General features: G+C 70.8%; 23 protein-coding genes and 1 rRNA gene. 13 read left to right on the forward strand and 11 right to left on the reverse strand.

What is annotated here, in order from left to right; all coding sequences use genetic code 11:
• Positions 1–70: 70 nt before the first annotated feature.
• Both E5082_RS17080 and E5082_RS32405 read left to right on the forward strand, forming a co-directional pair.
• The gene (locus E5082_RS17080) at positions 71–943 is read left to right on the forward strand and encodes an SCO4651 family lipoprotein (protein WP_135792088.1); all 873 of its coding nucleotides are present in this window, start codon (positions 71–73) and stop codon (positions 941–943) included.
• An 80-nt stretch (positions 944–1,023) separates the two neighbouring features.
• Complete coding sequence (locus E5082_RS32405; RefSeq protein ID WP_158713917.1) at positions 1,024–1,197, forward strand: hypothetical protein; 174 nt, start codon at positions 1,024–1,026, stop codon at positions 1,195–1,197.
• Between the two features lies 1 nt (position 1,198).
• On the opposite strand, the gene E5082_RS17085 is transcribed toward E5082_RS32405, so the two are convergent.
• Positions 1,199–1,504 (reverse strand): metal-sensitive transcriptional regulator, encoded by a 306-nt coding sequence (locus E5082_RS17085; protein ID WP_135792089.1) that lies wholly within the window; start codon positions 1,502–1,504, stop codon positions 1,199–1,201.
• 206 nt (positions 1,505–1,710) lie between these two features.
• Here E5082_RS17085 and E5082_RS17090 point away from each other — a divergent pair, with 206 nt between their 5' ends.
• Entirely contained in the window at positions 1,711–2,331 is a 621-nt protein-coding gene (locus E5082_RS17090; protein WP_030804247.1) for a DUF47 domain-containing protein, read from the forward strand.
• 7 nt (positions 2,332–2,338) lie between these two features.
• A complete protein-coding gene (locus E5082_RS17095; RefSeq protein ID WP_135792090.1) occupies positions 2,339–3,337 on the forward strand; it encodes an inorganic phosphate transporter in 999 nt (332 codons plus the stop codon).
• A 104-nt stretch (positions 3,338–3,441) separates the two neighbouring features.
• On the opposite strand, the gene pstB is transcribed toward E5082_RS17095, so the two are convergent.
• From pstB to pstS, 4 genes are all read right to left on the reverse strand, one after another.
• The gene (pstB, locus tag E5082_RS17100) at positions 3,442–4,218 is read right to left on the reverse strand and encodes a phosphate ABC transporter ATP-binding protein PstB (protein WP_086692639.1); all 777 of its coding nucleotides are present in this window, start codon (positions 4,216–4,218) and stop codon (positions 3,442–3,444) included.
• Between the two features lie 36 nt (positions 4,219–4,254).
• Positions 4,255–5,316, reverse strand: coding sequence for a phosphate ABC transporter permease PstA (pstA, locus tag E5082_RS17105; RefSeq protein ID WP_135792091.1), 1,062 nt, complete (start codon positions 5,314–5,316; stop codon positions 4,255–4,257).
• Positions 5,313–6,314 (reverse strand): phosphate ABC transporter permease subunit PstC, encoded by a 1,002-nt coding sequence (gene pstC / locus E5082_RS17110; protein WP_135792092.1) that lies wholly within the window; start codon positions 6,312–6,314, stop codon positions 5,313–5,315. The genes pstA and pstC overlap by 4 nt, the downstream gene beginning before the upstream one ends.
• Before the next feature lie 106 nt (positions 6,315–6,420).
• Positions 6,421–7,545, reverse strand: a complete 1,125-nt coding sequence (pstS, locus tag E5082_RS17115; protein ID WP_135792093.1) for a phosphate ABC transporter substrate-binding protein PstS — start codon at positions 7,543–7,545, stop codon at positions 6,421–6,423.
• 322 nt (positions 7,546–7,867) lie between these two features.
• On the opposite strand from pstS, the gene E5082_RS17120 reads away from it, so the two are divergent.
• Entirely contained in the window at positions 7,868–9,415 is a 1,548-nt protein-coding gene (locus tag E5082_RS17120; RefSeq protein WP_135792094.1) for an FAD-binding oxidoreductase, read from the forward strand.
• Between the two features lie 58 nt (positions 9,416–9,473).
• On the opposite strand, the gene E5082_RS17125 is transcribed toward E5082_RS17120, so the two are convergent.
• The 4 genes from E5082_RS17125 to E5082_RS17140 form a co-directional block, all read right to left on the reverse strand.
• Complete coding sequence (locus tag E5082_RS17125; RefSeq protein WP_135792095.1) at positions 9,474–10,178, reverse strand: phosphatase PAP2 family protein; 705 nt, start codon at positions 10,176–10,178, stop codon at positions 9,474–9,476.
• A gap of 230 nt (positions 10,179–10,408) precedes the next feature.
• Entirely contained in the window at positions 10,409–11,353 is a 945-nt protein-coding gene (locus tag E5082_RS17130) for a C40 family peptidase (RefSeq protein ID WP_190045345.1), read from the reverse strand.
• A 160-nt stretch (positions 11,354–11,513) separates the two neighbouring features.
• A complete protein-coding gene (locus E5082_RS17135; protein ID WP_135792097.1) occupies positions 11,514–12,281 on the reverse strand; it encodes a trypsin-like serine peptidase in 768 nt (255 codons plus the stop codon).
• Between the two features lie 144 nt (positions 12,282–12,425).
• On the reverse strand, positions 12,426–13,367 hold the full coding sequence (locus E5082_RS17140; RefSeq protein WP_135792098.1) for an oxidoreductase: 942 nt from the start codon (positions 13,365–13,367) through the stop codon (positions 12,426–12,428).
• Between the two features lie 98 nt (positions 13,368–13,465).
• Between E5082_RS17140 and E5082_RS17145 the strand changes: the two genes are divergently transcribed.
• The 7 genes from E5082_RS17145 to E5082_RS17175 all read left to right on the forward strand — a co-directional run bounded on the left by E5082_RS17145 (position 13,466) and on the right by E5082_RS17175 (position 21,380).
• Positions 13,466–14,074: a TetR/AcrR family transcriptional regulator gene (locus tag E5082_RS17145; RefSeq protein WP_135792099.1), complete on the forward strand. Its 609-nt coding sequence runs from the start codon at positions 13,466–13,468 to the stop codon at positions 14,072–14,074.
• 298 nt (positions 14,075–14,372) lie between these two features.
• The gene (locus E5082_RS17150; protein WP_003991275.1) at positions 14,373–14,681 is read left to right on the forward strand and encodes a hypothetical protein; all 309 of its coding nucleotides are present in this window, start codon (positions 14,373–14,375) and stop codon (positions 14,679–14,681) included.
• 111 nt (positions 14,682–14,792) lie between these two features.
• Positions 14,793–15,614, forward strand: coding sequence for a DUF8175 domain-containg protein (locus E5082_RS17155; RefSeq protein ID WP_135792100.1), 822 nt, complete (start codon positions 14,793–14,795; stop codon positions 15,612–15,614).
• On the forward strand, positions 15,604–16,932 hold the full coding sequence (locus tag E5082_RS17160) for a hypothetical protein (RefSeq protein ID WP_135792101.1): 1,329 nt from the start codon (positions 15,604–15,606) through the stop codon (positions 16,930–16,932). The genes E5082_RS17155 and E5082_RS17160 overlap by 11 nt, the downstream gene beginning before the upstream one ends.
• Positions 16,929–18,488, forward strand: coding sequence for an SCO6880 family protein (locus tag E5082_RS17165; protein WP_135792102.1), 1,560 nt, complete (start codon positions 16,929–16,931; stop codon positions 18,486–18,488). Before E5082_RS17160 ends, E5082_RS17165 begins: the two co-directional genes overlap by 4 nt.
• 9 nt (positions 18,489–18,497) lie before the next feature.
• Positions 18,498–19,904, forward strand: a complete 1,407-nt coding sequence (locus E5082_RS17170; protein ID WP_130339288.1) for an ATP-binding protein — start codon at positions 18,498–18,500, stop codon at positions 19,902–19,904.
• 9 nt (positions 19,905–19,913) lie between these two features.
• On the forward strand, positions 19,914–21,380 hold the full coding sequence (locus tag E5082_RS17175) for a P-loop NTPase family protein (protein WP_135792103.1): 1,467 nt from the start codon (positions 19,914–19,916) through the stop codon (positions 21,378–21,380).
• Here E5082_RS17175 and E5082_RS17180 read toward each other — a convergent pair.
• On the reverse strand, positions 21,369–21,917 hold the full coding sequence (locus E5082_RS17180; protein WP_190045342.1) for a GNAT family N-acetyltransferase: 549 nt from the start codon (positions 21,915–21,917) through the stop codon (positions 21,369–21,371). The genes E5082_RS17175 and E5082_RS17180 overlap by 12 nt on opposite strands.
• Positions 21,918–21,952: 35 nt before the next feature.
• Between E5082_RS17180 and E5082_RS17185 the strand changes: the two genes are divergently transcribed.
• Positions 21,953–22,501 carry an isochorismatase family protein gene (locus E5082_RS17185; RefSeq protein WP_135792104.1) on the forward strand — a complete coding sequence of 183 codons (549 nt, stop codon included), beginning with the start codon at positions 21,953–21,955 and terminating at the stop codon, positions 22,499–22,501.
• A 61-nt stretch (positions 22,502–22,562) separates the two neighbouring features.
• On the opposite strand, the gene rrf is transcribed toward E5082_RS17185, so the two are convergent.
• Positions 22,563–22,648 (reverse strand): 5S ribosomal RNA (gene rrf / locus E5082_RS17190); the annotation flags it as partial.

Genomic DNA, 22,648 nt, shown 5'->3' on the forward strand with positions numbered 1-22,648 from the left:
CCCTACCGGTCGTTAACCGGAACGACAGGGGGCCAGTGACGGACATAACCGGCTGGGGGTAAGGCAGGCCATGGATCGGCGGCAGCACACGCGCGCGGGCAGGACCGGCGTCGCGGTGGGGATCATGGGACTCACGGTCGGGCTCGGGGCGGGCGCCTCGGGGTGTTCCGGCAGCGGAGTCACCGCCGAGGGGGTGAACGGCGCGGGCGGCGAGCCGGTGGCCGTGCTCCGGCAGGCCGCCGACACCCTGCGCGCGGCGGGCACCGCCCGGGCCACCACCTCCATGGAGATGGCCACCGGCGGCACCCGGGTCACCATCCGGGGCCGGGGCGTCTACGACTTCCGGCGCCGCCTCGGTGCACTGACCGTGGTCCTCCCGGCGGACCCCACCGGCACCCCGGAGCACCGGCCCATCACCGAACTCCTCACCCCCGGCGCCCTGTTCATGAAGAACCGGGGCGCGGGCGTGCCCGCGGACAAGTGGGTGCGGATGGAGGCGGCCACGGCCTCCGACGGCAACCTGGTCACCGGCGGCGCGACCGACCCGTACGCCGCCGCCGAGGTGCTGCGCGGGACCCGTAGCGCGGCGTACGTGGGCCGCACCAGCGTGGGCGGCACCGCCGTACGGCACTACCGGGGCACCGCCGACCTGGCGGGCGCGGCCCGCGCGGCCTCGGCGGACAGCCGGGCGCCGCTCGCGGCGGCGGCGAAAGGGTTCGCCACGGCCGAGGTTCCGTTCGACGCGTATCTGGACGACGAGGGCCGCATCCGCAAGCTCCGTCAGCGCTTCAGCTTCGTCAACGGACGGCAGGCGGCGGCCGTGGCCGTGGCCTCCATCACTCTGCTGCACGCTTTCGGCACCGCCGTCGACGTGACGCTCCCGCGCGAGGCCGACATCTACGCGGGCCGCCTCGCGGAGGGGCAGGGGGCCCCGGCGGACTAGCCCGTCCGTGCCATGCGCGGCGCGTGGGGCGATCCCTACTCTAGGAAGCCGGTACCGGCAGGCAGGACCAAGAGGAAGAGGTGACGCGCGTGGCTCCGGTCGGCGGTACGGCGGTGCAGGACCACGTGGCCCTCGCCGAGATAGAGCTGTGCGGCGAGCTGATCATCGCCGCCTCGGCCGCCGAGGACCGGCTGAGCCTGGCGAGCATAGACGAGGTGCTCCGGGTCACCGAGGAGCGCGGAGCCGCCGCCTGACTCAGGTGCGCAGCAGACGGCCGATGGCCTTCGTCGCCTCGTCCACCTTCGCGTCGATCTCCCCGCCGCCCTTGAGGGCCGCGTCCGCGACGCAGTGCCGCAGGTGCTCCTCCAGCAGCTGGAGCGCGAAGGACTGCAGCGCCTTGGTGGAGGCGGACACCTGGGTGAGCACGTCGATGCAGTACATGTCCTCCTCCACCATCCGCTGGAGCCCCCGGATCTGGCCCTCGATCCGGCGCAGCCGCTTGAGGTGCTCGTCCTTCTGGTGGTGGTAACCGTGCGTGGCGCCGGCTTCGGTCGTCGTCATCGCGGGCCTCCATCTCGGGACGGGCGGGGACACATACCCCTGGTGGGTATATGGTAGCGAATTTCGCGGGGTAGTGGACCGGTCGAAGGTCCCCCGTGCCGAGCACTGTGCCCGATGGGCGACACTGGGGGATGGCCCGATAGCCGTGGCCGGATGATGCGCCTAGCATCAGCCTGACCGAAACCAAAGCACCCCGAGGACCACACGTGCGCTTTCGTCTGACCCCCAGGGAGACGAGCTTCTACGACATGTTCGCCGCGTCCGCGGACAACATCGTCACCGGCTCGAAGCTCCTGATGGAACTGCTCGGGGCGGACTCCTCCGCCCGAGCCGAGATCGCAGAGCGTATGCGGGCCGCGGAACACGCCGGTGACGACGCCACGCACGCGATCTTCCACCAGCTCAACTCCTCCTTCATCACGCCGTTCGACCGCGAGGACATCTACAACCTCGCCTCGTCGCTCGACGACATCATGGACTTCATGGAGGAGGCCGTCGACCTGGTCGTCCTCTACAACATCGAGGAGCTGCCGAAGGGCGTCGAGCAGCAGATCGAGGTGCTGGCGCGGGCCGCGGTGCTGACGGCGGAGGCCATGCCGAACCTGCGCACCATGTCGAACCTCACCGAGTACTGGATCGAGGTCAACCGGCTGGAGAACCAGGCCGACCAGATCCACCGCAAGCTGCTCGCCCAGCTCTTCAACGGCAAGTACGACGCGATCGAGGTGCTGAAGCTCAAGCAGGTCGTGGACGTGCTGGAAGAGGCGGCGGACGCCTTCGAACACGTGGCGAACACGGTGGAGACCATCGCCGTCAAGGAGTCCTGAGGCGTCGATGGACACCTTCGCTCTGATCGTGACCGTCGCGGTCGCGCTCGGTTTCACGTACACCAACGGCTTCCACGACTCCGCGAACGCGATCGCCACCTCGGTGTCGACGCGCGCGCTGACCCCGCGCGCCGCGCTGGCGATGGCGGCCGTGATGAACCTCGCCGGTGCCTTCCTCGGCTCCGGCGTCGCCAAGACCGTCTCCGAGGGCCTGATCGAGACCCCGCACGGCTCCAGAGGGATGGCCATCCTCTTCGCCGCGCTGATCGGCGCGATCGTCTGGAACCTCGCCACCTGGTACTTCGGCCTGCCCTCGTCCTCCTCCCACGCGCTGTTCGGCGGCATGGTGGGCGCGGCGCTGGCGGGCGGCATCGACGTGCTGTGGAGCGGGGTGGTCGAGAAGATCGTCATCCCGATGTTCCTCTCCCCGGTGGTCGGTCTCATCGGCGGCTATCTGGTGATGACGGCCATCCTGTGGCTGTTCCGCAACGCCAACCCGCACAAGGCCAAGCGCGGTTTCCGCATAGCCCAGACGGTGTCGGCGGCGGGCATGGCGCTCGGCCACGGCCTCCAGGACGCGCAGAAGACCATGGGTGTCGTGGTGCTCGCCCTGGTCATCTCCGGCAACGAGACCTTCGGCGACCCGATCCCGGTCTGGGTCAAGATCGCCTGTGCGCTGATGCTCTCGCTGGGCACCTACGCGGGCGGCTGGCGCATCATGCGCACCCTCGGCCGCAAGATCATCGAGCTGGACCCGCCGCAGGGCTTCGCCGCCGAGGCGACCGGCGCCTCGATCATGTTCACCACGGCGTTCCTGTTCAAGGCGCCGATCTCCACTACCCATGTCATCACCTCGGCGATCATGGGTGTGGGCGCGACCAAGCGGGTCAACGCGGTCCGCTGGGGCGTCGCCAAGAACATCGTGCTCGGCTGGTTCATCACCATGCCGGCCGCCGCGCTGGTCGCTGCGGGCGCCTTCGAGCTGGTCAACCTGGCCGTGCTGTAGAACCCCGCGCAGGAGAAAGGGCCCGCCCCCGGACTACCGGGAGCGGGCCCTTCTCACATCCCCGCGGTGGCACCGCCATGCAGCACCGCGAGGGGCTCGGCGGCTCAGCCGAAGCGGCCGGAGATGTAGTCCTCCGTGGCCTGGACCGACGGGTTGGAGAAGATCCGCTCGGTGTCGTCGATCTCCACCAGCCGGCCCGGCTGCCCCACCCCGGCCAGGTTGAAGAAGGCCGTACGGTCCGAGACGCGCGCCGCCTGCTGCATGTTGTGCGTCACGATGACGATCGTGAACCGCTCCTTCAGCTCGCCGATCAGGTCCTCGATCGCGAGCGTGGAGATCGGGTCGAGCGCGGAGCACGGCTCGTCCATCAGCAGCACCCGCGGCTCGACGGCGATGGCCCGCGCGATGCACAGCCGCTGCTGCTGGCCGCCGGAGAGGCCGGAGCCGGGCTTGTTCAGCCGGTCCTTGACCTCGTTCCACAGGTTGGCGCCGCGCAGCGACTTCTCCACCACGTCGTCCAGCTCGCTCTTGCGGTAGCCGCCGTTCAGGCGCAGGCCCGCCGCCACGTTCTCGAATATCGACATCGTGGGGAACGGGTTCGGGCGCTGGAACACCATGCCGACCTCGCGCCGCACCGACACCGGGTCGACCCCGCTGCCGTACAGGTCCTCGTCGTCCAGCAGCACCTTGCCCTCGACGCGGCCGCCGGGGGTCACCTCGTGCATGCGGTTCAGGGTGCGCAGGAACGTCGACTTGCCGCAGCCGGAGGGGCCGATGAACGCCGTCACCGAACGCGGTTCCACGGTCATCGAGATGTCCTCGATCGCCTTGTGGGCGCCGTAGAAGGCGGTGAGTCCGCTCACATCGATTCGCTTGGCCATTGCTTCACTTCCAGTCGGTCACTGAGGAGGGCCGCGTCAGCGACCGGTCTTGGGGGCCTTCCAGCGGGCGATGCCGCGGGCCACCAGGTTGAGGATCATCACGAACGCGATCAGCGTCAGCGAAGCGGCCCAGGCACGGTCGTAGGCCGCGCCCGCGCCCGCGCTCTGCGCATACTGCTGGTAGATGTACAGCGGCAGCGACGCCTGGGCGCCCTCGAAGGGGTTGGCGTTGATGAAGGGGTTGCCGAACACCAGCAGCAGCACCGGGGCGGTCTCCCCCGCGATCCGGGCGACGGCCAGCATGACGCCGGTCGTGATGCCGCCGAGCGAGGTCGGCAGGACCACCTTGAGGATGGTCCGCCACTTCGGGATGCCGAGCGCCAGGGACGCCTCGCGCAGTTCGTTCGGGACGAGCTTCAGCATCTCCTCGGTGGAGCGCACCACCACCGGCATCATCAGGATCGCCAGGGCCAGCGAACCGGCGAACCCGAAGGGCTGGAGGTCGAGGATCAGCATCAGGCTGAGGATGAACAGGCCCGCGACGATGGACGGGATGCCCGTCATCACGTCGACGAAGAAGGTCACCGCCAGAGCGAGCCGGCCCCGGCCGTACTCCACCAGGTAGATCGCGGTGAGCACACCGATGGGTGCGCCGATCGCGGTGGCGAGGCCCACCTGCTCCAGGCTGCCGAGGATGGCGTGGTAGATGCCGCCACCGGGCTCGGAGTCGGCGACCAGGCCCATGGAGTGGCTGAGGAAGTAGCCGTCGAGGACCTTCACACCGCGCGAGACGGTCGTCCAGACCAGCGACACCAGCGGCACCACGGCCAGCAGGAAGGCCACCCAGACCAGCGCGGTGGCGACCCGGTCCTTGGCCTGCCGGCGGCCCTCCGCACGGGCGGCGACCCCGTAGGTGCCGAGGACGAACAGCAGTGCGGCGATCAGGCCCCACTGGACGTGGCTGGTGAGGCCGGCCACCAGACCGATGCCCACGGCCAGGGCGACCGACCCGGCCGCGACGGCCCACAGGGACCACTTCGGCAGCCCGGCGCCGCGCCGCACACCGGCGCCGTCACGGGGAGTAAGTGCGGTGCTCATGCGTTGGCCCCCGAGTACTCCTTGCGGCGGGCGATGATCGCGCGGGCCGCGCCGTTGACCAGCAGGGTGATGACGAACAGGACCAGACCGGAGGCGATCAGCGCGTCCCGGCCCTGCACGGACGCCTCACCGAACTTGGAGGCGATGTTCTGGGCGAAGGTGCCGCCGCCGGGGTCGAGGAGGCTGGCCTGGATGTCGTAGCTCGGGGAGAGCACGGTGGCCACGGCCATCGTCTCGCCGAGCGCGCGGCCGAGGCCGAGCATCGCGGCCGAGATCACACCGGAGCGCCCGAAGGGCAGCACCGCCATGCGGACGACCTCCCAGCGGGTGGCGCCGAGGGCCAGCGCGGCCTCCTCGTGCATCCGGGGCACCTGGCGGAAGACCTCGCGGCTCACGTTGGTGATGATCGGCAGGATCATGATCGCCAGCAGGATGCCGACGGTGAGCATCGCGCGCGGGGCGCCGCCGTTCCAGGCGAAGATCCCGGTCCAGCCGAGGAACTGGTCCAGCCAGCCGTACAGGCCCTGCATGTGCGGGACGAGGATCAGGGCGCCCCACAGGCCGTAGACGATCGAGGGCACGGCGGCGAGCAGGTCGATCACATAGGCGATCGGGCCGCTCAGCCGGCGCGGGGCGTAGTGGGTGAGGAACAGCGCGATGGCCACCGCGATGGGCAGGGCCAGTGCCATGGCGACGACCGAGGAGACGACCGTGCCGAAGGCCAGCACCGCGATGCCGAAGACCGGCGGGTCGGTGTTGGTGTTCCACTCGAAGGTGGTCAGGAAGTTGCCGTCGTCGGCGCTGATCGCCAGACACGCCCGGTAGGTGAGGAAGACCGCGATCGCGGCCATGACCACCAGCAGGAGGATGCCCGAGCCGCGCGAGAGGGCCAGGAAGATCCGGTCGCCGGGGCGGGTCACGCCCCGGGCGGTCCGCCGCTCGCCGGCGTCGGGCCGGGGGGCGGAGGGGGGTACGTCGGTTGTCGTCGATATGTCCATCGGGTTCTCCGGTCTGCTGAGCCGCGCGGGGCGGCTCGGGCGGCGGTGCACCGGACGGTGCGCCCGGCCCCGCGGGGCGGGACCGGTGCGCACACTCGGGATCGGGTCAGCTCAAGGAGGCGACGGTGGTGCGGACCTTGGCGATGATCTCTTCGGGGATCGGCGCGTAGTCGTTCTGCGACAGCACCTTCTGGCCGTCCTCGCTGGCGAGGTAGGTCAGGAACGCCTTGGTCGCGGGCAGCGTCTCGGGCTTGTTGCCCTTGTCGCAGACGATCTCGTACGTGACCAGGGTGATCGGGTAGGCGCCCTCGGCCTTGGTGTTGTAGTCCAGCTTCAGCGCGAGGTCCTTGCCCGTGCCGACGACCTTGGCGGCCGCGATGTCGGCGGTGGCGGAGTCGGTGGAGGGCTTCACCGGGGTCTTGGCACCGGTGGCGATGGCCACGGTGGTCATGTCCTTGGCGTAGGACAGCTCGAAGTAGCCGATCGCGCCCTGGTTCTGCTTGACGCCCTGGGCCACACCGGACGACCCGGAGGCCGCCTGGCCGCCCTTGGCCTGCCACGCCTTGCCGCCCTCGTACTTCCAGTTGTCCGGGGTGGTGGCGATCAGGTACTTGGTGAAGTTGTCCGTGGTGCCGGAGTCCTCGGAGCGGTGGAACGGCTGGATCTTCAGATCGGGCAGCTTCGCCGAGGGGTTCAGCTTCTTGATCGCCGGGTCGTTCCACTTCTGGATCTTGCTGTCGAAGATCTTGGCGAGCGTCGGGGCGTCCAGCACCAGGTTGTCCACGCCGGGCACGTTGTAGCCGAGCGCGATCGGGCCGCCGACCATCGGCAGGTCGATGCCCTGGCCGCCCTTGCAGACCTTCTTGGAGGCGACGACCTCTTCCGGCTTCAGCGCGGAGTCGGAGCCGGCGAAGGCGATCTGGCCCTGGTTGAACGAGGTGACACCGGCACCGGAGCCGGCGCCCTTGTAGTTGATCTGGACGCCGCACGACTGGGAGAAGTTCTTCACCCACGCGTCGATCGCGTTCTTCTGGGCCGAGGACCCGTCGGCCAGGAGCTGGCCCTTGGCGCCGTCGCACTTGATCGAACCGGCGGCGGCCGACGACGACGAGCCGTTGCCCGTCTTCGTGCCCGTGTCGTCGGAACCGCACGCCGTCAGGGCCAGGGCACCGGAGACGGCGACCGCACCGAGCGAGAGGGCGCGCAGCCGGTTCTTGCGCTGAAGCTTCACGTTCGGAAGTTCCTTCCAGGAGCCGCCGCGAGGGGCGGCGTGCGACGTTGGGTGGTACGCGAGTGCATCCTGTCCGCACTCCGTACCGGCTACGGCCGAAATTAGGCAGAACAGGTGAAGCCGCCGATGGCCCGAAGTGAACGAGGGGTGAACCCCTGCCGTCGGCCTGGTGAGGTGACGGAACGCTCACGGCCAGGACACGCGGAGGTCCCGGCGGCGGCCCGCGTCTGACGCGTTCTCGCCCCTGTCCGGAACCCCGGCCCCCCGGGCACCGTCTGGTTCCCCGAAGGGTCACCGCAGGGGCGAGGGGACGGCGAGCGACATGGACCGGCGGACGTTTCTCACGGGCGGCGCCACCGCCCTCACCGCACTCACCGCCTGCGCACCCGCAGGCGCCTCCGCCCGGCCGGGACCTTCCTGGTCGCGGGTGGCCACCACCATGACAACGGCGTCCGCGAAGGCCGCCGCCGACTGGACCGCCCTCGCCCGCGACCTCGACGGCACCCTGGTCCGCCCCGGCGACGCCTCCTGGGCCCCGGCCCGCCGCCTCTACAACACCCGCTTCGACTCCCTGCGCCCGGCCGCCGTCGCCTACGCGGCCCACGCGGCCGACATCCGCACCCTGCTGGCGTACGCCCGTGCCCACCGGATCAAGGTGGCGATCCGCAACGGCGGCCACTCCTACGCCGGTTACTCCTCCGGCGACGGCCGCCTGATCGTCGACGTGTCCGCCCTGAACCGGGTGAGCGCCTCGGGCGGGCACGCCGTGGTGGGGGCGGGGGCCAAGCTGATCGACGTGTACCGGACGCTGGGGGCCAAGGGCGCGACCATACCGGCCGGTTCCTGCCCGACGGTCGGGATATCCGGGCTGGTGCTCGGCGGCGGCCACGGTGTCGCCTCCCGCGCCTACGGCCTGACCTGCGACAGCCTCACCCAGGCCACCCTGGTCACGGCGGACGGCCGCACCCGCACGGCCAACGCCCATGAGAACGCGGACCTGTTCTGGGCGCTGCGCGGGGCGGGCAACGGAAACTTCGGCGTCGTCACCGAGCTGCGCTTCACCACCCACCGCGCCCCGCAGGCCGTCACCGCCTCGCTGCGCTGGCCCTGGGCGAAGGCGGCGGCCGTGCTGAAGGCGTGGCAGGAGTGGGGGCCCGCCCAGCCGGACGAGATCTGGTCCGCCCTGCACCTGGAACGTGCCGGGACCCGCACCCCGACCGTCTCCCTCTCCTGCTTCTCCATGGGCTCCAGGAGCGACCTGGAGAACGCGGTGGACCGCCTCGCCCACCGCGCGGGCGCCGACGCCTCCGCCGTCTCCCTGCGCAACCACGGCTACGAGGAGGCGATGGAGATATACGCCGGCTGCTCCGCCTTCGCCACCGACGCCCAGTGCCATCTGCCGGGCACCACCCCCGGCCGCTCCCCGCGCGGCGCCCTGCACCGCGAGACCTACGCGGCCCGCTCCGACTTCTTCGACCGCTCGCTGTCCGCGGCCGGCGTCGCGACCCTGCTGAAGCGGGTCGGCGCGATGTCCGGCGGCGCGGGCAGCGTGGCGCTCACCGCGCTGGGCGGCGCCGTCAACCGGGTCTCGCCCACCGCCACCGCCTTCGTGCACCGCCGCTCCCGGATGCTGGCCCAGTACCTCGCCTCCTGGGACGCGGGCGCCTCCGGCTCGGCCGCCCGCTCCTGGCTGGACGCCACCCACACCGCGATGCGTCCCCACGCCTCGGGCGCCGCCTACCAGAACTACACCGACGCCGCCCTGACCGACTGGCGCCGCGCCTACTACGGCAGCGCGGGCACCCGGCTCGCCGAGGTGAAGAAGCGGTACGACCCGGACCGGTTCTTCGGGTACGCGCAGGGACTGTGACACGGCGGAAGGCCGCGGCGATGGAGCCGCGGCCTTCTCCTCAGGTCCTGGAAGCCGCCTACGCGGCCAGGTCCTTCTCCCCCGACCCCGCCGGCTCCCGGCCGCCGGAGAACAGCGCGTCCCCGCGCTCACCGCCCACCGGACGGGCGCTCACCAGCCGTCCCGCGCGCGGCGAGCGGGCGATGGCCCGCACCAGCGGGGTCAGCAGCGCCGTGGCGGGCGGGGAGAGCAGCAGCGCGACCGCCGTACCGAGGGCGAATCCGCCGATCACGTCGGTCGGGTAGTGCACGCCCATGAAGACCCGGCAGAAGCCCTCCAGGAGGGCGAGCGCGATACCGGCGATGCCGAAGCGGCGGTTGGCGACGAAGAGGCCGACCCCGATCGCCATGGTGATCGTCGCGTGGTCGCTGACGAAGGAGTAGTCGCTCTTGCCCGCGATCAGGACGTCGAGCCCCTGGTGGTCCATGAAGGGGCGGGGCCGCTCCACGAAGCCCCGGATGGGCACGTTCACCAGCACGGCCACGGCCGCCGCCAGCGGCGCCCAGACCAGCGCGGCCACCGAGGACACCGCGTCCGGACCGCCCCGGCGCCGGACCGTCAGCCAGCAGCCGATGACCAGCAGGATCATGGCCACCGGGAGTCCGTACTCGCCGACGAACTCCATGACCCGGTCGAACCAGTGCGGGGCGGCCTTCGCCAGGCCGTTGATGTCGTAGAGCAGCTCGACGTCGGGGTTCGATCCGGATTCGGCGAGTACAGCCATGGTGCTGCGGCCCCTTCGTCGTCTTACCGGACGCACCCAGTGTGCGTCGCGCCAACCCCCCCGTGGGTCGTAGATCCGCTTCCGCTGCACTGGCGCACTGACGTCTGCTCGGCTACGTGAACAGGAACGCACAGCCCCCGCCCATACGTTCCACCCTCCACCGAATGATCACTCAGACGTTATCGAAGAGAAACCCGTACGCGCAGCTCAGGGGGTGGGTTCACACTCCGCTACACATGCGTGGGGAGCGCTTTCGCGCCATCCTCGGTGACCCTCGTGGCACCGAAGTAGTCACCGCCGTCGATCGGGTCGAACCGGATCACCGCACCCGTGCGCGGCGCGTCGATCATGTACCCGCCGCCCACGTAGATGCCCACGTGGTGGATGGCCCGCGAGTCGGTCGGATCGTGCGAGAAGAACACCAGGTCGCCGGGGAGCAGTTCGTTCCGCGCCGGATGCGGACCCGCGTTGTACTGGTCGTTCGCCACACGCGGCAGCTTGATCCCGACCTTGTCGTACGACGCCTGGGTCAGCCCCGAGCAGTCGAACCGCCCGCTCTGCGCGGCCGTACCCGTGCCGCCCCACAGATACGGGGTGCCGAGCTTGCTCTGCGCGTAGGCGATGGCCCCGGCCGCCTGCCGGGAGGGGTCGACGCGGGTGACGGGCGCGGCGAAGCTTTTCGCCAGCGTCGTGATCGTCTTCACGTAGTTCCGGGTCTCCCGGTACGGCGGCACGCCCCCGTACCGGATGACCGCGTACGCGCCCGCGTTGTAGGCGGCCAGCATGTTGGCCGAGACGTCACCGGGAACATCCTTGACGTACTTGGCCAGTTCGCAGTCGTAGGAGGCCGCCGACGGGATCGCGTCGTCCGGGTCCCACACGTCCCGGTCCCCGTCGCCGTCTCCGTCCACCCCGTGGGTGGCCCAGGTGCCGGGGATGAACTGCGCTATCCCCTGCGCCTTCGCGGGGCTGCGCGCACCGGGGTTGAACCCGCTCTCCTGGTACAACTGGGCAGCCAGCAGGGCCGGGTTGATGGCAGGACAGAGGTTGCCCCACCTCTGCACGAGCGTCTGGTACGCCGCCGGGACGGCACCCTTGGCCAGCCCGACACCGCCGGCGGCGGCCCCGCCCGCGAGGTTCCCCGCGACGATGTACACCCCGACGACGAGCAGCATCACGAAGCTCAGGCCGAGTCCGATCGCGGCGCCCCCGGCCACCCATACTTTGCGCACGGGTCAACTTTCCCCCATGAAGGGCCGGTTCAAGGCCGCTTTGCCCGCGTGGCCGACACTCAGGCCAACAATTCGGCCTATCCGCGACCGTTCAGACGCTCTTTCAGCTCACGGTCGCCGTCCGGTACAGCGCGGCCGCCGCGCGCCCCAGCACCACGCTGTAGGAGACGTCCGCCGTCGACCCGCCCCGCTGGTGCCCGCCGAGCACCCCGACCACCTGCCCGGACCCGTTCAGCCACGGGCTCCCGCTGGTCCCGCCGGTGAAGCCGGGGCAGTGCACCCGCTGCTGGGTCAGGCCGCGCGCCACCGGCCGGTCGGTGCACATCACCGGCGTCTCGCGGGCGTCCGGCAGCCCGAAGAGCGTGACGGCACCCGCGCCGGCCACGGTCCCGGTGACGAACCGGTTGCCGCCGACCGCGTCCTCGACCCGCCGGCCGTCCACCTCACCGACGTGCGCGAAGGCCACGTCGCTGTCCTCGTCCTTGTCCGCCGTCCACCCCGCCGGCAGCACCCACTCCCCCACCGGCCACATCCCGTACGGCGCCCGGCCGTTGCGGTAGCCCGGCGCGAAGAACAGCTTGCCGTCGGCATGGGTGATGCAGTGCGCGGCGGTGACCAGCAGATCATGGGCGGGACTGTGCACCACCGAGGCGGTGCAGAAGTGACCGCGCTCCGGCCGGCCCGCGGCGTCCGCGCCGAACAGCGCGCCCACCCGGGCGGTCCGCGCGTCGGCGGGCGCGGTGACGGTCACCTCGAGCGGGCCGCGCCCGTCGTCGGCGGCCGCGACGGAGGCCGAGGTGAGGGCGAGCATCACGACCGCGCCGAGCAGGGCGGGCCGCGAGGTGACCGGGTTGCGTGCGCTGCGCTTCATCAGTCCTCACTCTGTCCCCCCAGGGTGAGAAACCTGCCCGGCCGTCGCTGAGATTTTCCTGTGAACCGCTCCCGGTACACACCCGCCGTCGGCCGGAGTGCCGTCCAACCTACCGGCGCCGGTCACACTCCGCCCGCTCTGCGGTCACACCCTGTCAACACCGCTGGTCGCGGGCGCCGTGAGCCCCCAGGTGACGCCGGTCAGCTCCTCGGAGAGCGTCCACAGCCGCCGGGCCGCCTCGGGGTCGCTCGCCGCCGCGCTCCGGCCGACCAGCGCGGGGGCGCCGCGCATCTCGCCGAGGCCGCCGGGGCCGACGTAGGACGCGCCGGGCAGGTCCTGGGTGGCCGCGTACAGGGTGGGCAGGGAGCCGCCCTTGTCGTCCTGGGCGAACACCTTGTTGCCGACGCCCATGAAGAGGCGGGCCAGCGGGTTCGCGGCATGGCTCTGGAGGTTGGTCGCCGCGTAGCCGGGGTGGGCGGCGAGGGCGCGCACCCCGGACCCCGCCTCGGTGAGGCGCCGCTGGAGTTCCAGGGTGAACAGGAGGTTGGCCAGCTTGGACTGGGCGTAGGCGCGGGTCGGGGTGTAGCGGCCGCGCAGATTGACGTCGTCGAAGCTGATCCGGCCGTCCCCGCCCCGGTGCAGCCCGGAGGAGACGGTCACCACGCGGTCGGTGAGGTACGGCAGCAGCAGGTTGGTCAGGGCGAAGTGCCCGAGGTGGTTGGTGCCGAACTGGGTCTCGAAGCCCTGCTTCGTCCGTCCCTCGGGGAGCATCATCACGCCCGCGTTGTTGACCAGCAGGTCCAGCGGGCGGTCCCAGCCGGCCGCGAACTCTCGTACCGAGTCCAGGTCCGCCAGGTCCAGCCGGCGCACCTCGGTGCTGCCGCTCACCCGGCCCGCCGCGGCGGCGCCGCGCGCCAGGTCCCGCACGGCGAACACCACATGAGCCCCCGCCCGCGCCAGCGCGGCGGCGGCCATGAAGCCGATCCCGCTGTTGGCACCGGTCACCACGGCCGTACGGCCGCTCAGATCCGGCAGAAGGTCCACATTCCACTGGCGCGCCGTGCGCGCTTCACTCGTCTCGGCCATGACCTCAATGTAGGCAACGCCAACAATGATGTCAACGACAACAATGCAGACGCCGTCAACAAAGCTGGCGCCGACAACATCGGGATATCATGACCCCCATGCCGCGCATCCCCACCAGCCGCCCGTACCACCACGGCGACCTGCGCGCCGCCCTGCTCCAGAGCGCCGAGCGCACCCTGCGCGAGAAGGGGGCCGCCGCCCTCTCCCTGCGCGAGCTGGCCCGCGCCACCGGCGTCAGCCACGCCGCCCCCGGCCGCCACTTCAAGGACAAGCAGGCCCTCCTCGACGCCCTCGCCCTCGCCGGCTACGAGCGCCTGAACCAGGCCCTCACCGCCGCGGCCGCCGACACCCCCGAGGCGGACTTCGAGCAGCGCCTGACCGCTCTCGCGCGGGCCTACCTCGGCTTCGCCGTCGAGAACCCGGAGCTGCTGGAGCTGATGTTCGCGCGCAAGCACGAACCCGACAGCTCCGGCCGGCTCGCCGCCGCCGTCGACCAGTCCCTCGGCTCCCTCACCCGCACCTTCGCCCGCGCGCAGGAACGCGGCGAGATCGTCCAGGGCGACCCCGAGCGCGTCACCCTGGTCGCCGCCGCAAGCCTGCACGGCCTCGCCGCCCTCATCGCCGGCTGCGCGCTGGACGCCGAGGAGGCCATGGCCGGTCTCGACACCCACGTCCACCTGTTGCTGCACGGGCTCAAACCGCGCTGACGGCGCGTGAGAACATCGTCTCGACGTCTCACCCGACCGGCCGTCAGAGACCGTGCGGGAGACGGAAGGGCCGTAAGAGAGCCCAACGACGTAACCACGCCACAGGTTTCGCACCCGCGTCATTGCCCGGCGTGACCTGCCGTGATACACAGAGTGACCATACGCGCCAAATGTACGAGACCCGCCTGTGAATGCCGCCAAGTCGACATACGACGGCGACGTTGTCGGCGACAATGAGACCTGACCTCTGCACACCGCAGAGGAGCGGCACAACTACCCACCAGGGGCGGTGACTTACATGCTCTTTGCGGCCGACAAGGGAGACATCAACACCATCATCGGCGGAATCGCTCCGGACTGGGGGCCTTTCGGCAGCCTGGGCAACGAAGCGAAGGTGATGATCGAGGTCGTGATGGCCGTCGCCATCCTTCTCTGCCTCGGCATCGCCATCTGGGGCGCGGCCAAACAGCGCATCGGCGCCACCGCGCTGCGGGACACCTTCAGCGCGGAACAGGGCAAGGGACTCATCATCGCGGGCCTCACCGGGGTCTTCATCATCGGCTCCCTCGGCACGCTGTTCACCATCGTATACGGCATGGCCGTCTGACGCCCGGACTCGAGGTCGCGTTTCCCTGATGTCCAGTCACCACACCGCGCCCGCGCGAGGACCCGCCCGGCTACCGTCGTATGAACACGAGGCGGAGAGGGCGGACGCGGCATGAGCACCTCAGGCGAACACGGTTACCCCGAAACCGGGCACACCCGCACCCACCTGCCCGGCGGCGACCCCTACGGCGGCGCCCCCCGCCGCACCCCCCGCTCCTCCTCCCGCAGCCTCATCACCGTCGTCGGCGTCGTCGTCCTCCTCATCGCAGCCATCGCCTTCGCCAACCGCGACAACTCCGCTTCGCCGACGGACGGCTCCCCCAAGGGGGCCGCCCACCCCCCAGCGGCCCCCACCGCCGCCTCCGGCCACACCCCGGTCCCCACCACCGAGAACGGCATCCCCACCCACTTCCCCCACACCCAGCAGGGGGCAGAGAGCGCGGCGGCGAACTACGCGGTGGCACTGGGGTCTGCGGAGATGTTCAACAAGGACAAGCGCGACTCCGTACTTCAGACCGTCATGGCCCCGTCCAGAGTGACGAGTTCAAAGGCAGAGATGGACAAGGCGTACACCTCCGCCTTCAATCAGAGCCTCGGTCTGAGCGCGGACGGTGCCGCCCCGGCGGGTTCCACCTTCGTCTCGCGCACGAGCCCGATCGGCACCAAGGTGACCGAGCCCGGTGACGACACCGCCACGGTCGCGGTCTGGTGCAGCGGGCTGTTGGGGCTGGCCGGAGCCAAGTCCACCAACCCGGTCACCAACAGCTGGTTCACCATCACGATGAAACTCCAGTGGGCAGCCGGTGACTGGAAGATCATCACGCATTCCCAGCAGGAAGGACCCGCACCGGTCCCCGGTGACGACAAGGCTTCCAGCGCGGACGACATGTCGAAGACGGTCGAGGAGTACGGAGGGTTCACCTATGCGCGCTGATCGCCGCGTACTCACCTTGACCGGCATTGTCGGAGCCGTCCAAGTCGCGGCCGTCCTCACGGCCACCCGCGCCTTCGCGGCACCCAGCCCCAAGCCCACGAAGAGCAACGACCCCTGCGACCTGATCCACGGCGCGGCCCGCGACTTCTGCGACAAAGACAGCGGCGGCGGAGGCAGCGCCCGCAAGGGTCTTACCACCGACAACCCCCTCACCTCCTCGCTCGACCCCCTCGCCTCGCTCGCCAAGGGGTGCGCGGACGCGGCCTCGTGGACGATCGGGAAGCTGAGCGACGCGGTGAAGGAGACGGCGAACGTCGACTTCACGAACCCGAAGTTCCTCCAGCAGTACGCCGTCGTCTTCGCCGCCTCCACGATCCTCACCCTCGTCCTGTGGCTCCTGGCCGTGGCCAAACGAGCGGTGCGGGGCGTCCCCCTCACCACCGCCATCTCCGAAGCCGTCGGCTTCCTCTGGCTCACGGTCCTGGCCTCCGCCTTCACCCCCCTGATCCTCTACACCGTCGTCTCCGCGGCGGACGGCGTCACCGACGTCCTGGCGAAGGCCACAGGAGACCAGGCCGACACGTTCTTCGGCACCTTCTCCGGCGCCCTGGAGAAGGGCGACGACATCGGCGGCGGCCCCATCATGCTGATCGTCGTCTCCCTCGTCAGCATCCTCGCCGCAGGCGTCCTCTGGCTCGAACTCGTCATCCGCGCCGCCCTGCTGTACGTAGGCGCCCTCCTCGGCACCGTCGTCTACGCGGGCCTCGTCGACAAGAACCTGTGGGGCCACGTCCGCCGCTGGGCAGGCATCATGATCGCCGTCATCATGGTCAAACCGGTCATCGTCATCGTCCTCGGCCTCGCCGGCGCCCTCTCCGGCGACAGCGGCCCCGACGCCTTCGGCGCCGTCGTCTCCGGCCTCTCGATCATCCTGCTCGCCATCTTCGCCAGCGCGATGATCTACCGCTTCGTCCCCGGCTTCGGCGACGAGATCGCCGGCTCCCGCAACAACCGCATCATGCAGGGCGCCGAAGGCAAGGCCGCCGCCGTCATCAGCTCCCCCGCCACCCTCGTCGCCCAGGGCATCAAGACCCACAGCACCCGCGCCGACAGCAACACGGGCGGCGGCGGACAGGGCGCGAGCACCCCCCGTCCCGCCAACCCCGCCTCCGGCGGCGTCGCCGCCCACAGCGGCCGCACCCCGCAGAACGCCCCCGCCGCGGCCCCCGCGCCCCGGGCACCCAGCCCGGTCAACACCCCGCACGCAGGCAACACCCGCAACAGCAGCACCAACCGCTCTGGAGGTGAAGGGCGTTGACGACCGAGGCCCACCTGTCCCATCCGGTCTCGCCCCGCCGCACGTATCTCATCGGCCGCGCCCGGCCCAACGCGATCATCGGCCGCAACCGCGAGTCCGGCGAGATCGCGCTGATCGTCGTCGGCGCCTTCCTCGGCATGATGTGCGGCCTCCTCGTACCCGCCCTCCCCCTGCGCATCGCGCTCCTCAGCGGCCTCCCGATGCTCGCGGTCGCCGCGGTCTACGTGCCGTACAAGCGCCGCACCTTCTACAAGTGGTTCGAGATCAACCGCTCCTACAAGCGCACCGTCAAGCGCGAGGCCGTCTACCGCTCCCCCGTGATGGAGGCCGGCATCCGCCTCGACGGCCGCGAGGTCGAGATCGGCCCGCCCCCCGGCATCGGCCGCATCACCTGGCTCGCCGCGCCCTTCGGCCCCGACGAGATCGCCGTACTGCTGCACGCCGACCGCAAGACCGTCACCGCCGCCATCGAGATCGAGGGCCCCGGCGTCGGCCTGCGCGACTCCGAGGACCAGGAAGCCCTCGTCGACCGCTTCGGCACCCTCCTCAAGCACGTGGCGAACGGCGACGGCTTCGTCAACCGCATCCAGATGCTCGCCCGCACGCTGCCCGCCGACCCCGACGCCCACGCCAAGGACGTCGTCCTGCGCGGTGACGGCCGCTCCCCCGAGTGGCTCCAGCGGTCCTACGACCAGCTCCAGTCCATGGTGTCCACCAGCAGCGAGCAGCACCGTGCCTACCTGGTCGCCTGCATGAGCTACAGCCGCGACCTGGCCGCCGAGGCGCACGCCATGGCCCGCGCCGCCCGCCCCCAGGCCGGCCGCAAACTCGACCGCGACGCCGGACTCGCCATCGTCATGGCCCGCGAGCTGACCGACATCTGCTCCCGCCTCCAGGAAGCCGACATCCGGGTCCGCCAGCCCCTCGGACAGGGCCGCCTCTCCTCCCTGATCCACTCCATGTACGACCCGGACCACCCCATCGACCACATCCAGGCCATGACCCAGCGCAACGCCTGGCCCGCCGAGCTGAACGCCATGGAGCCCACCTACCTCCAGGCCAAGACCCGCGAGTCCACCACCCGCGCCCCCTGGTGCCACGCCACCGCCTGGGTGAAGGAGTGGCCGATGACCCCCGTCGGCGTCAACTTCCTCGCCCCCCTCCTCGTCCACACCCCGGACGTGATCCGCACCGTCGCCGTCACCATGGACCTCGAACCCACCGAGGTCGCCATCGAGCGCATGCTGACGGAGAAGACCAACGACGAGGCCGAGGCGTCCCGCGCCGCCAAGATGAACCGCACCGTCGACCCGCGCGACGTCGCCGCCCACTCCCGCCTCGACCAGCGCGGCGAGGACCTCGCCAGCGGAGCCGCCGGCGTCAACCTCGTCGGCTACATCACCGTCTCCGCCCGCTCCCCCGAGGCGCTCAACCGCGACAAGCGCACGATCCGCGCCTCGGCGGGCAAGTCGTACCTGAAGCTGGAGTGGTGCGACCGCGAGCACCACCGCGCGTTCGTGAACACCCTCCCGTTCGCCACCGGCATCCGAAGGTAGAGGCTCTCCATGCGAGATCCGCTGTCCGTCCTCACCGACGCCTTCACGTCCTTCCTCTTCGGGAAGGTCGAGACCACCCGCCTCCCGGTGCGCACCTCCACCGGGCAGGCCCAGGCGGTCTACCTGCCGACGGCCGCCCCCGGCCTCGGCGACTCAGGCGTCATCATCGGCCGCGAGGTCTACTCCGGGAAGGGCTACATCTACGACCCCTTCCAGCTCTACGGCCAGCAGCTCCCGGCCCCGCACTGGCTCGTCCTCGGCGAGTCCGGCAACGGCAAGTCGGCGCTGGAGAAGACGTACGTACTGCGCCAGCTCCGCTTCAAGGACCGCCAGGTCGTCGTCCTGGACGCCCAGGGCGAGGACGGGGTCGGCGAATGGAACCTCATCGCGGAGGAGCTGGGGATAACCCCCATCCGGCTCGACCCGACCGCCGCGCTCAACCACGGCATCCGGCTCAACCCGCTCGACCCCGCGATCACCACCACCGGCCAGCTCGCGCTGCTCCGCACGATCATCGAGGTCGCGCTCGGCCACGGCCTGGACGAACGCTCAGGCTTCGCCCTCAAGGTCGCGCACTCCTACGTCAACGAGACCATCGTCGACCGCCAGCCCGTCCTCACCGACATCGTCGAGCAGCTCCGCCACCCCGAGCCGGAGTCCGCCGAGGCGATGAACGTCGCCATAGACGACGTACGGGCCTGGGGCCTGGACGTCGCCCTGGTGATCGACCGGCTGGTCGACGGCGACCTGCGCGGCATGTTCGACGGCCCGACCACGGTCGGCATCGACCTGGACGCCCCGCTGATCGTCTTCGACCTCTCGCACATCGACCGCAACTCCATCGCCATGCCCATCCTGATGGCGATCGTCGGCGTGTGGCTGGAGCACACCTGGATCAGGCCCGACCGCAAGAAACGCATCTTCCTGGTCGAGGAAGCCTGGCACATCATCAACAGCCCGTTCGTGGCCCAGCTGTTCCAGCGGCTGCTGAAGTTCGGCCGGCGCCTCGGCCTGTCCTTCGTCGCCGTCGTCCACCACCTCTCCGACGTGGTCGACGGCGCGGCGGCGAAGGAGGCGGCCGCGATCCTCAAGATGGCCTCCACCAGGACGATCTACGCCCAGAAGGCCGATGAGGCCAGAGCGACCGGCCGGGTCCTCGGCCTGCCCCGCTGGGCCGTGGAGATCATCCCGACGCTCACCCCCGGCATCGCGGTCTGGGACGTCAACGGCAACGTCCAGGTGGTCAAACACCTGGTCACCGAGACCGAACGCCCCCTGGTCTTCACGGACCGCGCGATGACCGAGTCCTCCGCCGACCTCGACGACGCCCTGCGCGCCGCCGAACTGGAGGCCGAGCAGCGGGCCGCTGCCTTCGTGGAACAGCACGTGGGCGACTCCGAGTCGACGGTGGCGTAGGGAGAGCACGTGCGAGCGGACGAGCGGGGCGGCGGCCGGGACGCCGGACGCGCGGGCGAGGGCGGCGGGATTCCGGACGGCCTCCTGGTCGGCCTGCTCGCCTTCCTCCTCGGCATGACGGTCCTGGTGTGGACGGCCACCGGCCTCGCGGCCCTCTTCGCGCGGGGCACCTGGCCGGCCCCGCTGGCCTTCACCCGCACCCCGCTGGCCATACGCCACCTCGTCGCCCAGCCGCACGACATCGCCGGCGCCTGGGCGGGCACCCCGCCCGCTCAGCTCCCCGGCTGGGGCCTCTTCTGGGGCCTGTTCATCGGCCAGTTGCTGATCCTGCTGGTCCTGACGGTCTTCGTCCTCGGCACGGTGGCCCGCTGGCGCGCGGGGCGGGTGCGCAGGCTCGCGCGGCCTGCGGAGGCGCCTGTGGCGGAGAAGGCGGTACCGGAACCGTGGATCGAGCAGCCGGTCTTCGCGGCGCCGCCACCTCCGGTCGTCTTGCAGCAACCCCAGCCCGTCGTGGAGCAGCCCGCGCCGGTCGTGGAGCAGGTTCCGGGGCCCCAGGGCCCCCTCCTCTACGGCACCCCCGAGACCCGCCGCATCTCCGCGCTCACGGCCCTCCAGGACGCCCCCGGCCCCGCAGTGGTCGTCACCTCCAACCCGGCCCTCTGGGCGGAGACCAAGGACGCGCGGGCCAAGCTCGGCCCCGTCCTCCTCTACGACCCCACCCACCGCTGCGACACCCCGGCCCGCCTGCACTGGTCGCCCACGGCCGGCTGCGAGGACCGCCCCACCGCACTGAGCCGGGCCACGGCGCTCCTCGCCCCCGTCCGGCCCACGGCCCGTATCGACCAGGCCGTCACCGACACCGCCACCACCCTGCTGCGCAGCTTCCTGCACGCCGCCGCGCTGGACGGCCGCACCATCCGCCACGTCCACCGCTGGACCCAGGGCACCCAGCTCCAGGACGCGGTACGCACCCTGCGCACCCACCCCAAGGCGGCCCCCGGCTCCGCGGGCGAGCTGGAGGCGGCCCTCACCTCGCACCCGGAGCGCCGCGACATCGCCCAGGAGTTGACCAGCCGGGCGCTCTCCGCCCTCCTCACGGTCAACATCCGCGAATCGTGCACCCCCCACCGAACCGACACGCTCACCCTGGATTCCTTCGTCGACGAAGGGGGCACGCTCTATGTGGTCGGTGAACCCATCGAGGACCCCAGGACTCGGCCGGGCGCGATGCCCCTGCTGACGGCCCTCGTCTCGAGCGTGGTCGAGCACGGCCGGCGCATGGCCGAACGGTCATCCTCCGGTCGGCTCGACCCACCACTCACCCTGATCCTGGACGACGTGGCGGCCGTCGCCCCCCTCCCGCAGCTGCCCGAGCTGCTCACCAGCGGCCCCGCCGAGGGCCTGCCGACGCTGGCCCTGCTCCGCTCCCGTGAACAGGCCCGCGCCCGCTGGCCCCACGAGGACCTACCGGTCTAGCGCGAACTCCAGCTCCCGCTCGTCCTCGTTCTTCGAGAAGGACACCACGAGCCCGGTCGGCTTGAACCCCGCCCGCAGATAGGCCCCCTGCGCCCGCGGATTGTCGGCATGCACAAAGAGCCGCACCCGCTCCGCCCCCTGCTCCCACGCCCAGGCCAAACCGGCGTCCAGCAACTCCTGGATCAGCCCGTTCCCCCGGTGCTCGGGCCGCACGAACACCCCGACGACATGCCCCTGCCGCCGCTCGACCGCATACCCGGCCCAGTCCTCGGACCCGGCCTCCTCCAGCAACACGGTCACCGACCCGGCCCACTCCCCACCGGGCGCCTCGGCGATGAACTGCCGCACCCCACTCCCCTGCGCGGCCCGCTCCTGCCAGAACGCGTCCGGCCGTGCGGCAGCCACCTCATAGGTCTCCAGGAACGCGAGATGAGCGACCGGGTCCCGCAGCGCGTCCAGCCGCAACCGCTTCACCTCCTCCCACTCCTCAGCCCGCACAGCCCGCACCACATACCCCTGACCGCCCACAACTCCCATGCCCCCCACGGTAGTACGGCCTTACAGTGACCCCCATGACGTTTTTCTCCGACCGCCCGAACACAGCTCTCCTCGTCATCGACGTCCAGAACGGGGTCATGGCGGACGCCCACGACCGCGACCAGGTGATCGCGCGCATCAGCTCCCTGATCGACAAGGCCCGAACGGCCGACGTGCCCGTGATCTGGATTCAGCACTCGGACGAGGACCTGCCGCAGGACAGCACCCCGTGGCAGTACGTCCCGGAGCTGAAACGGCGCGACGACGAGCCCCTGGTCCACAAGAACTACGGGGACTCCTTCGAGGCCACGAACCTGGAGTCCGTACTCGAGGACCACAAGGTTGGCCGACTCGTCGTCGCGGGCGCCCAGACGGACATCTGCATCCGCTCGACGCTGCACGGCGCGATCACTCGGGGCTATGACGCCATCCTCGTCGCCGACGCCCACACGACCGAGGACCTGACCCAGTACGGCGCCCCGACCCCCGACAAGGTCATCGCCCACACCAACCTGTACTGGAAGTTCCACAGCGCACCGGGCCGCGAGGCCGGCGTCGTGGAAACGGCGGACGTCACTTTCTGAAAAAAGACCCTGAACGCAGAAAACCCCCGCACCAAAGGTGCGGGGGTTTCCCATAAAATTAGTTCGGCGGCGTCCTACTCTCCCACAGGGTCCCCCCTGCAGTACCATCGGCGCTGTGAGGCTTAGCTTCCGGGTTCGGAATGTAAC

Origin of the sequence: Streptomyces griseoluteus, assembly GCF_004784465.1 — a bacterium.
In the GTDB taxonomy this organism is placed as follows: domain Bacteria; phylum Actinomycetota; class Actinomycetes; order Streptomycetales; family Streptomycetaceae; genus Streptomyces; species Streptomyces griseoluteus.

Bases quoted from the DNA above. Each gene is read 5' to 3' on its own strand.
- E5082_RS17125 (WP_135792095.1), bottom strand. From the start codon at position 10,178: ATGGCTGTACTCGCCGAATCCGGATCGAACCCCGACGTCGAGCTGCTC.
- pstC (WP_135792092.1), bottom strand. From the start codon at position 6,314: ATGGACATATCGACGACAACCGACGTACCCCCCTCCGCCCCCCGGCCC.
- E5082_RS17140 (WP_135792098.1), bottom strand. From the start codon at position 13,367: ATGGCCGAGACGAGTGAAGCGCGCACGGCGCGCCAGTGGAATGTGGAC.
- E5082_RS17180 (WP_190045342.1), bottom strand. From the start codon at position 21,917: ATGGGAGTTGTGGGCGGTCAGGGGTATGTGGTGCGGGCTGTGCGGGCT.
- E5082_RS17170 (WP_130339288.1), top strand. From the start codon at position 18,498: ATGCGAGATCCGCTGTCCGTCCTCACCGACGCCTTCACGTCCTTCCTC.
- E5082_RS17120 (WP_135792094.1), top strand. From the start codon at position 7,868: ATGGACCGGCGGACGTTTCTCACGGGCGGCGCCACCGCCCTCACCGCA.
- pstB (WP_086692639.1), bottom strand. From the start codon at position 4,218: ATGGCCAAGCGAATCGATGTGAGCGGACTCACCGCCTTCTACGGCGCC.
- E5082_RS17155 (WP_135792100.1), top strand. From the start codon at position 14,793: ATGAGCACCTCAGGCGAACACGGTTACCCCGAAACCGGGCACACCCGC.
- E5082_RS17080 (WP_135792088.1), top strand. From the start codon at position 71: ATGGATCGGCGGCAGCACACGCGCGCGGGCAGGACCGGCGTCGCGGTG.
- E5082_RS17160 (WP_135792101.1), top strand. From the start codon at position 15,604: ATGCGCGCTGATCGCCGCGTACTCACCTTGACCGGCATTGTCGGAGCC.
- E5082_RS17185 (WP_135792104.1), top strand. From the start codon at position 21,953: ATGACGTTTTTCTCCGACCGCCCGAACACAGCTCTCCTCGTCATCGAC.
- E5082_RS17095 (WP_135792090.1), top strand. From the start codon at position 2,339: ATGGACACCTTCGCTCTGATCGTGACCGTCGCGGTCGCGCTCGGTTTC.
- E5082_RS17135 (WP_135792097.1), bottom strand. From the start codon at position 12,281: ATGAAGCGCAGCGCACGCAACCCGGTCACCTCGCGGCCCGCCCTGCTC.
- E5082_RS17145 (WP_135792099.1), top strand. From the start codon at position 13,466: ATGCCGCGCATCCCCACCAGCCGCCCGTACCACCACGGCGACCTGCGC.
- E5082_RS17130 (WP_190045345.1), bottom strand. From the start codon at position 11,353: ATGCTGCTCGTCGTCGGGGTGTACATCGTCGCGGGGAACCTCGCGGGC.
- E5082_RS17150 (WP_003991275.1), top strand. From the start codon at position 14,373: ATGCTCTTTGCGGCCGACAAGGGAGACATCAACACCATCATCGGCGGA.
- E5082_RS17085 (WP_135792089.1), bottom strand. From the start codon at position 1,504: ATGACGACGACCGAAGCCGGCGCCACGCACGGTTACCACCACCAGAAG.
- pstA (WP_135792091.1), bottom strand. From the start codon at position 5,316: ATGAGCACCGCACTTACTCCCCGTGACGGCGCCGGTGTGCGGCGCGGC.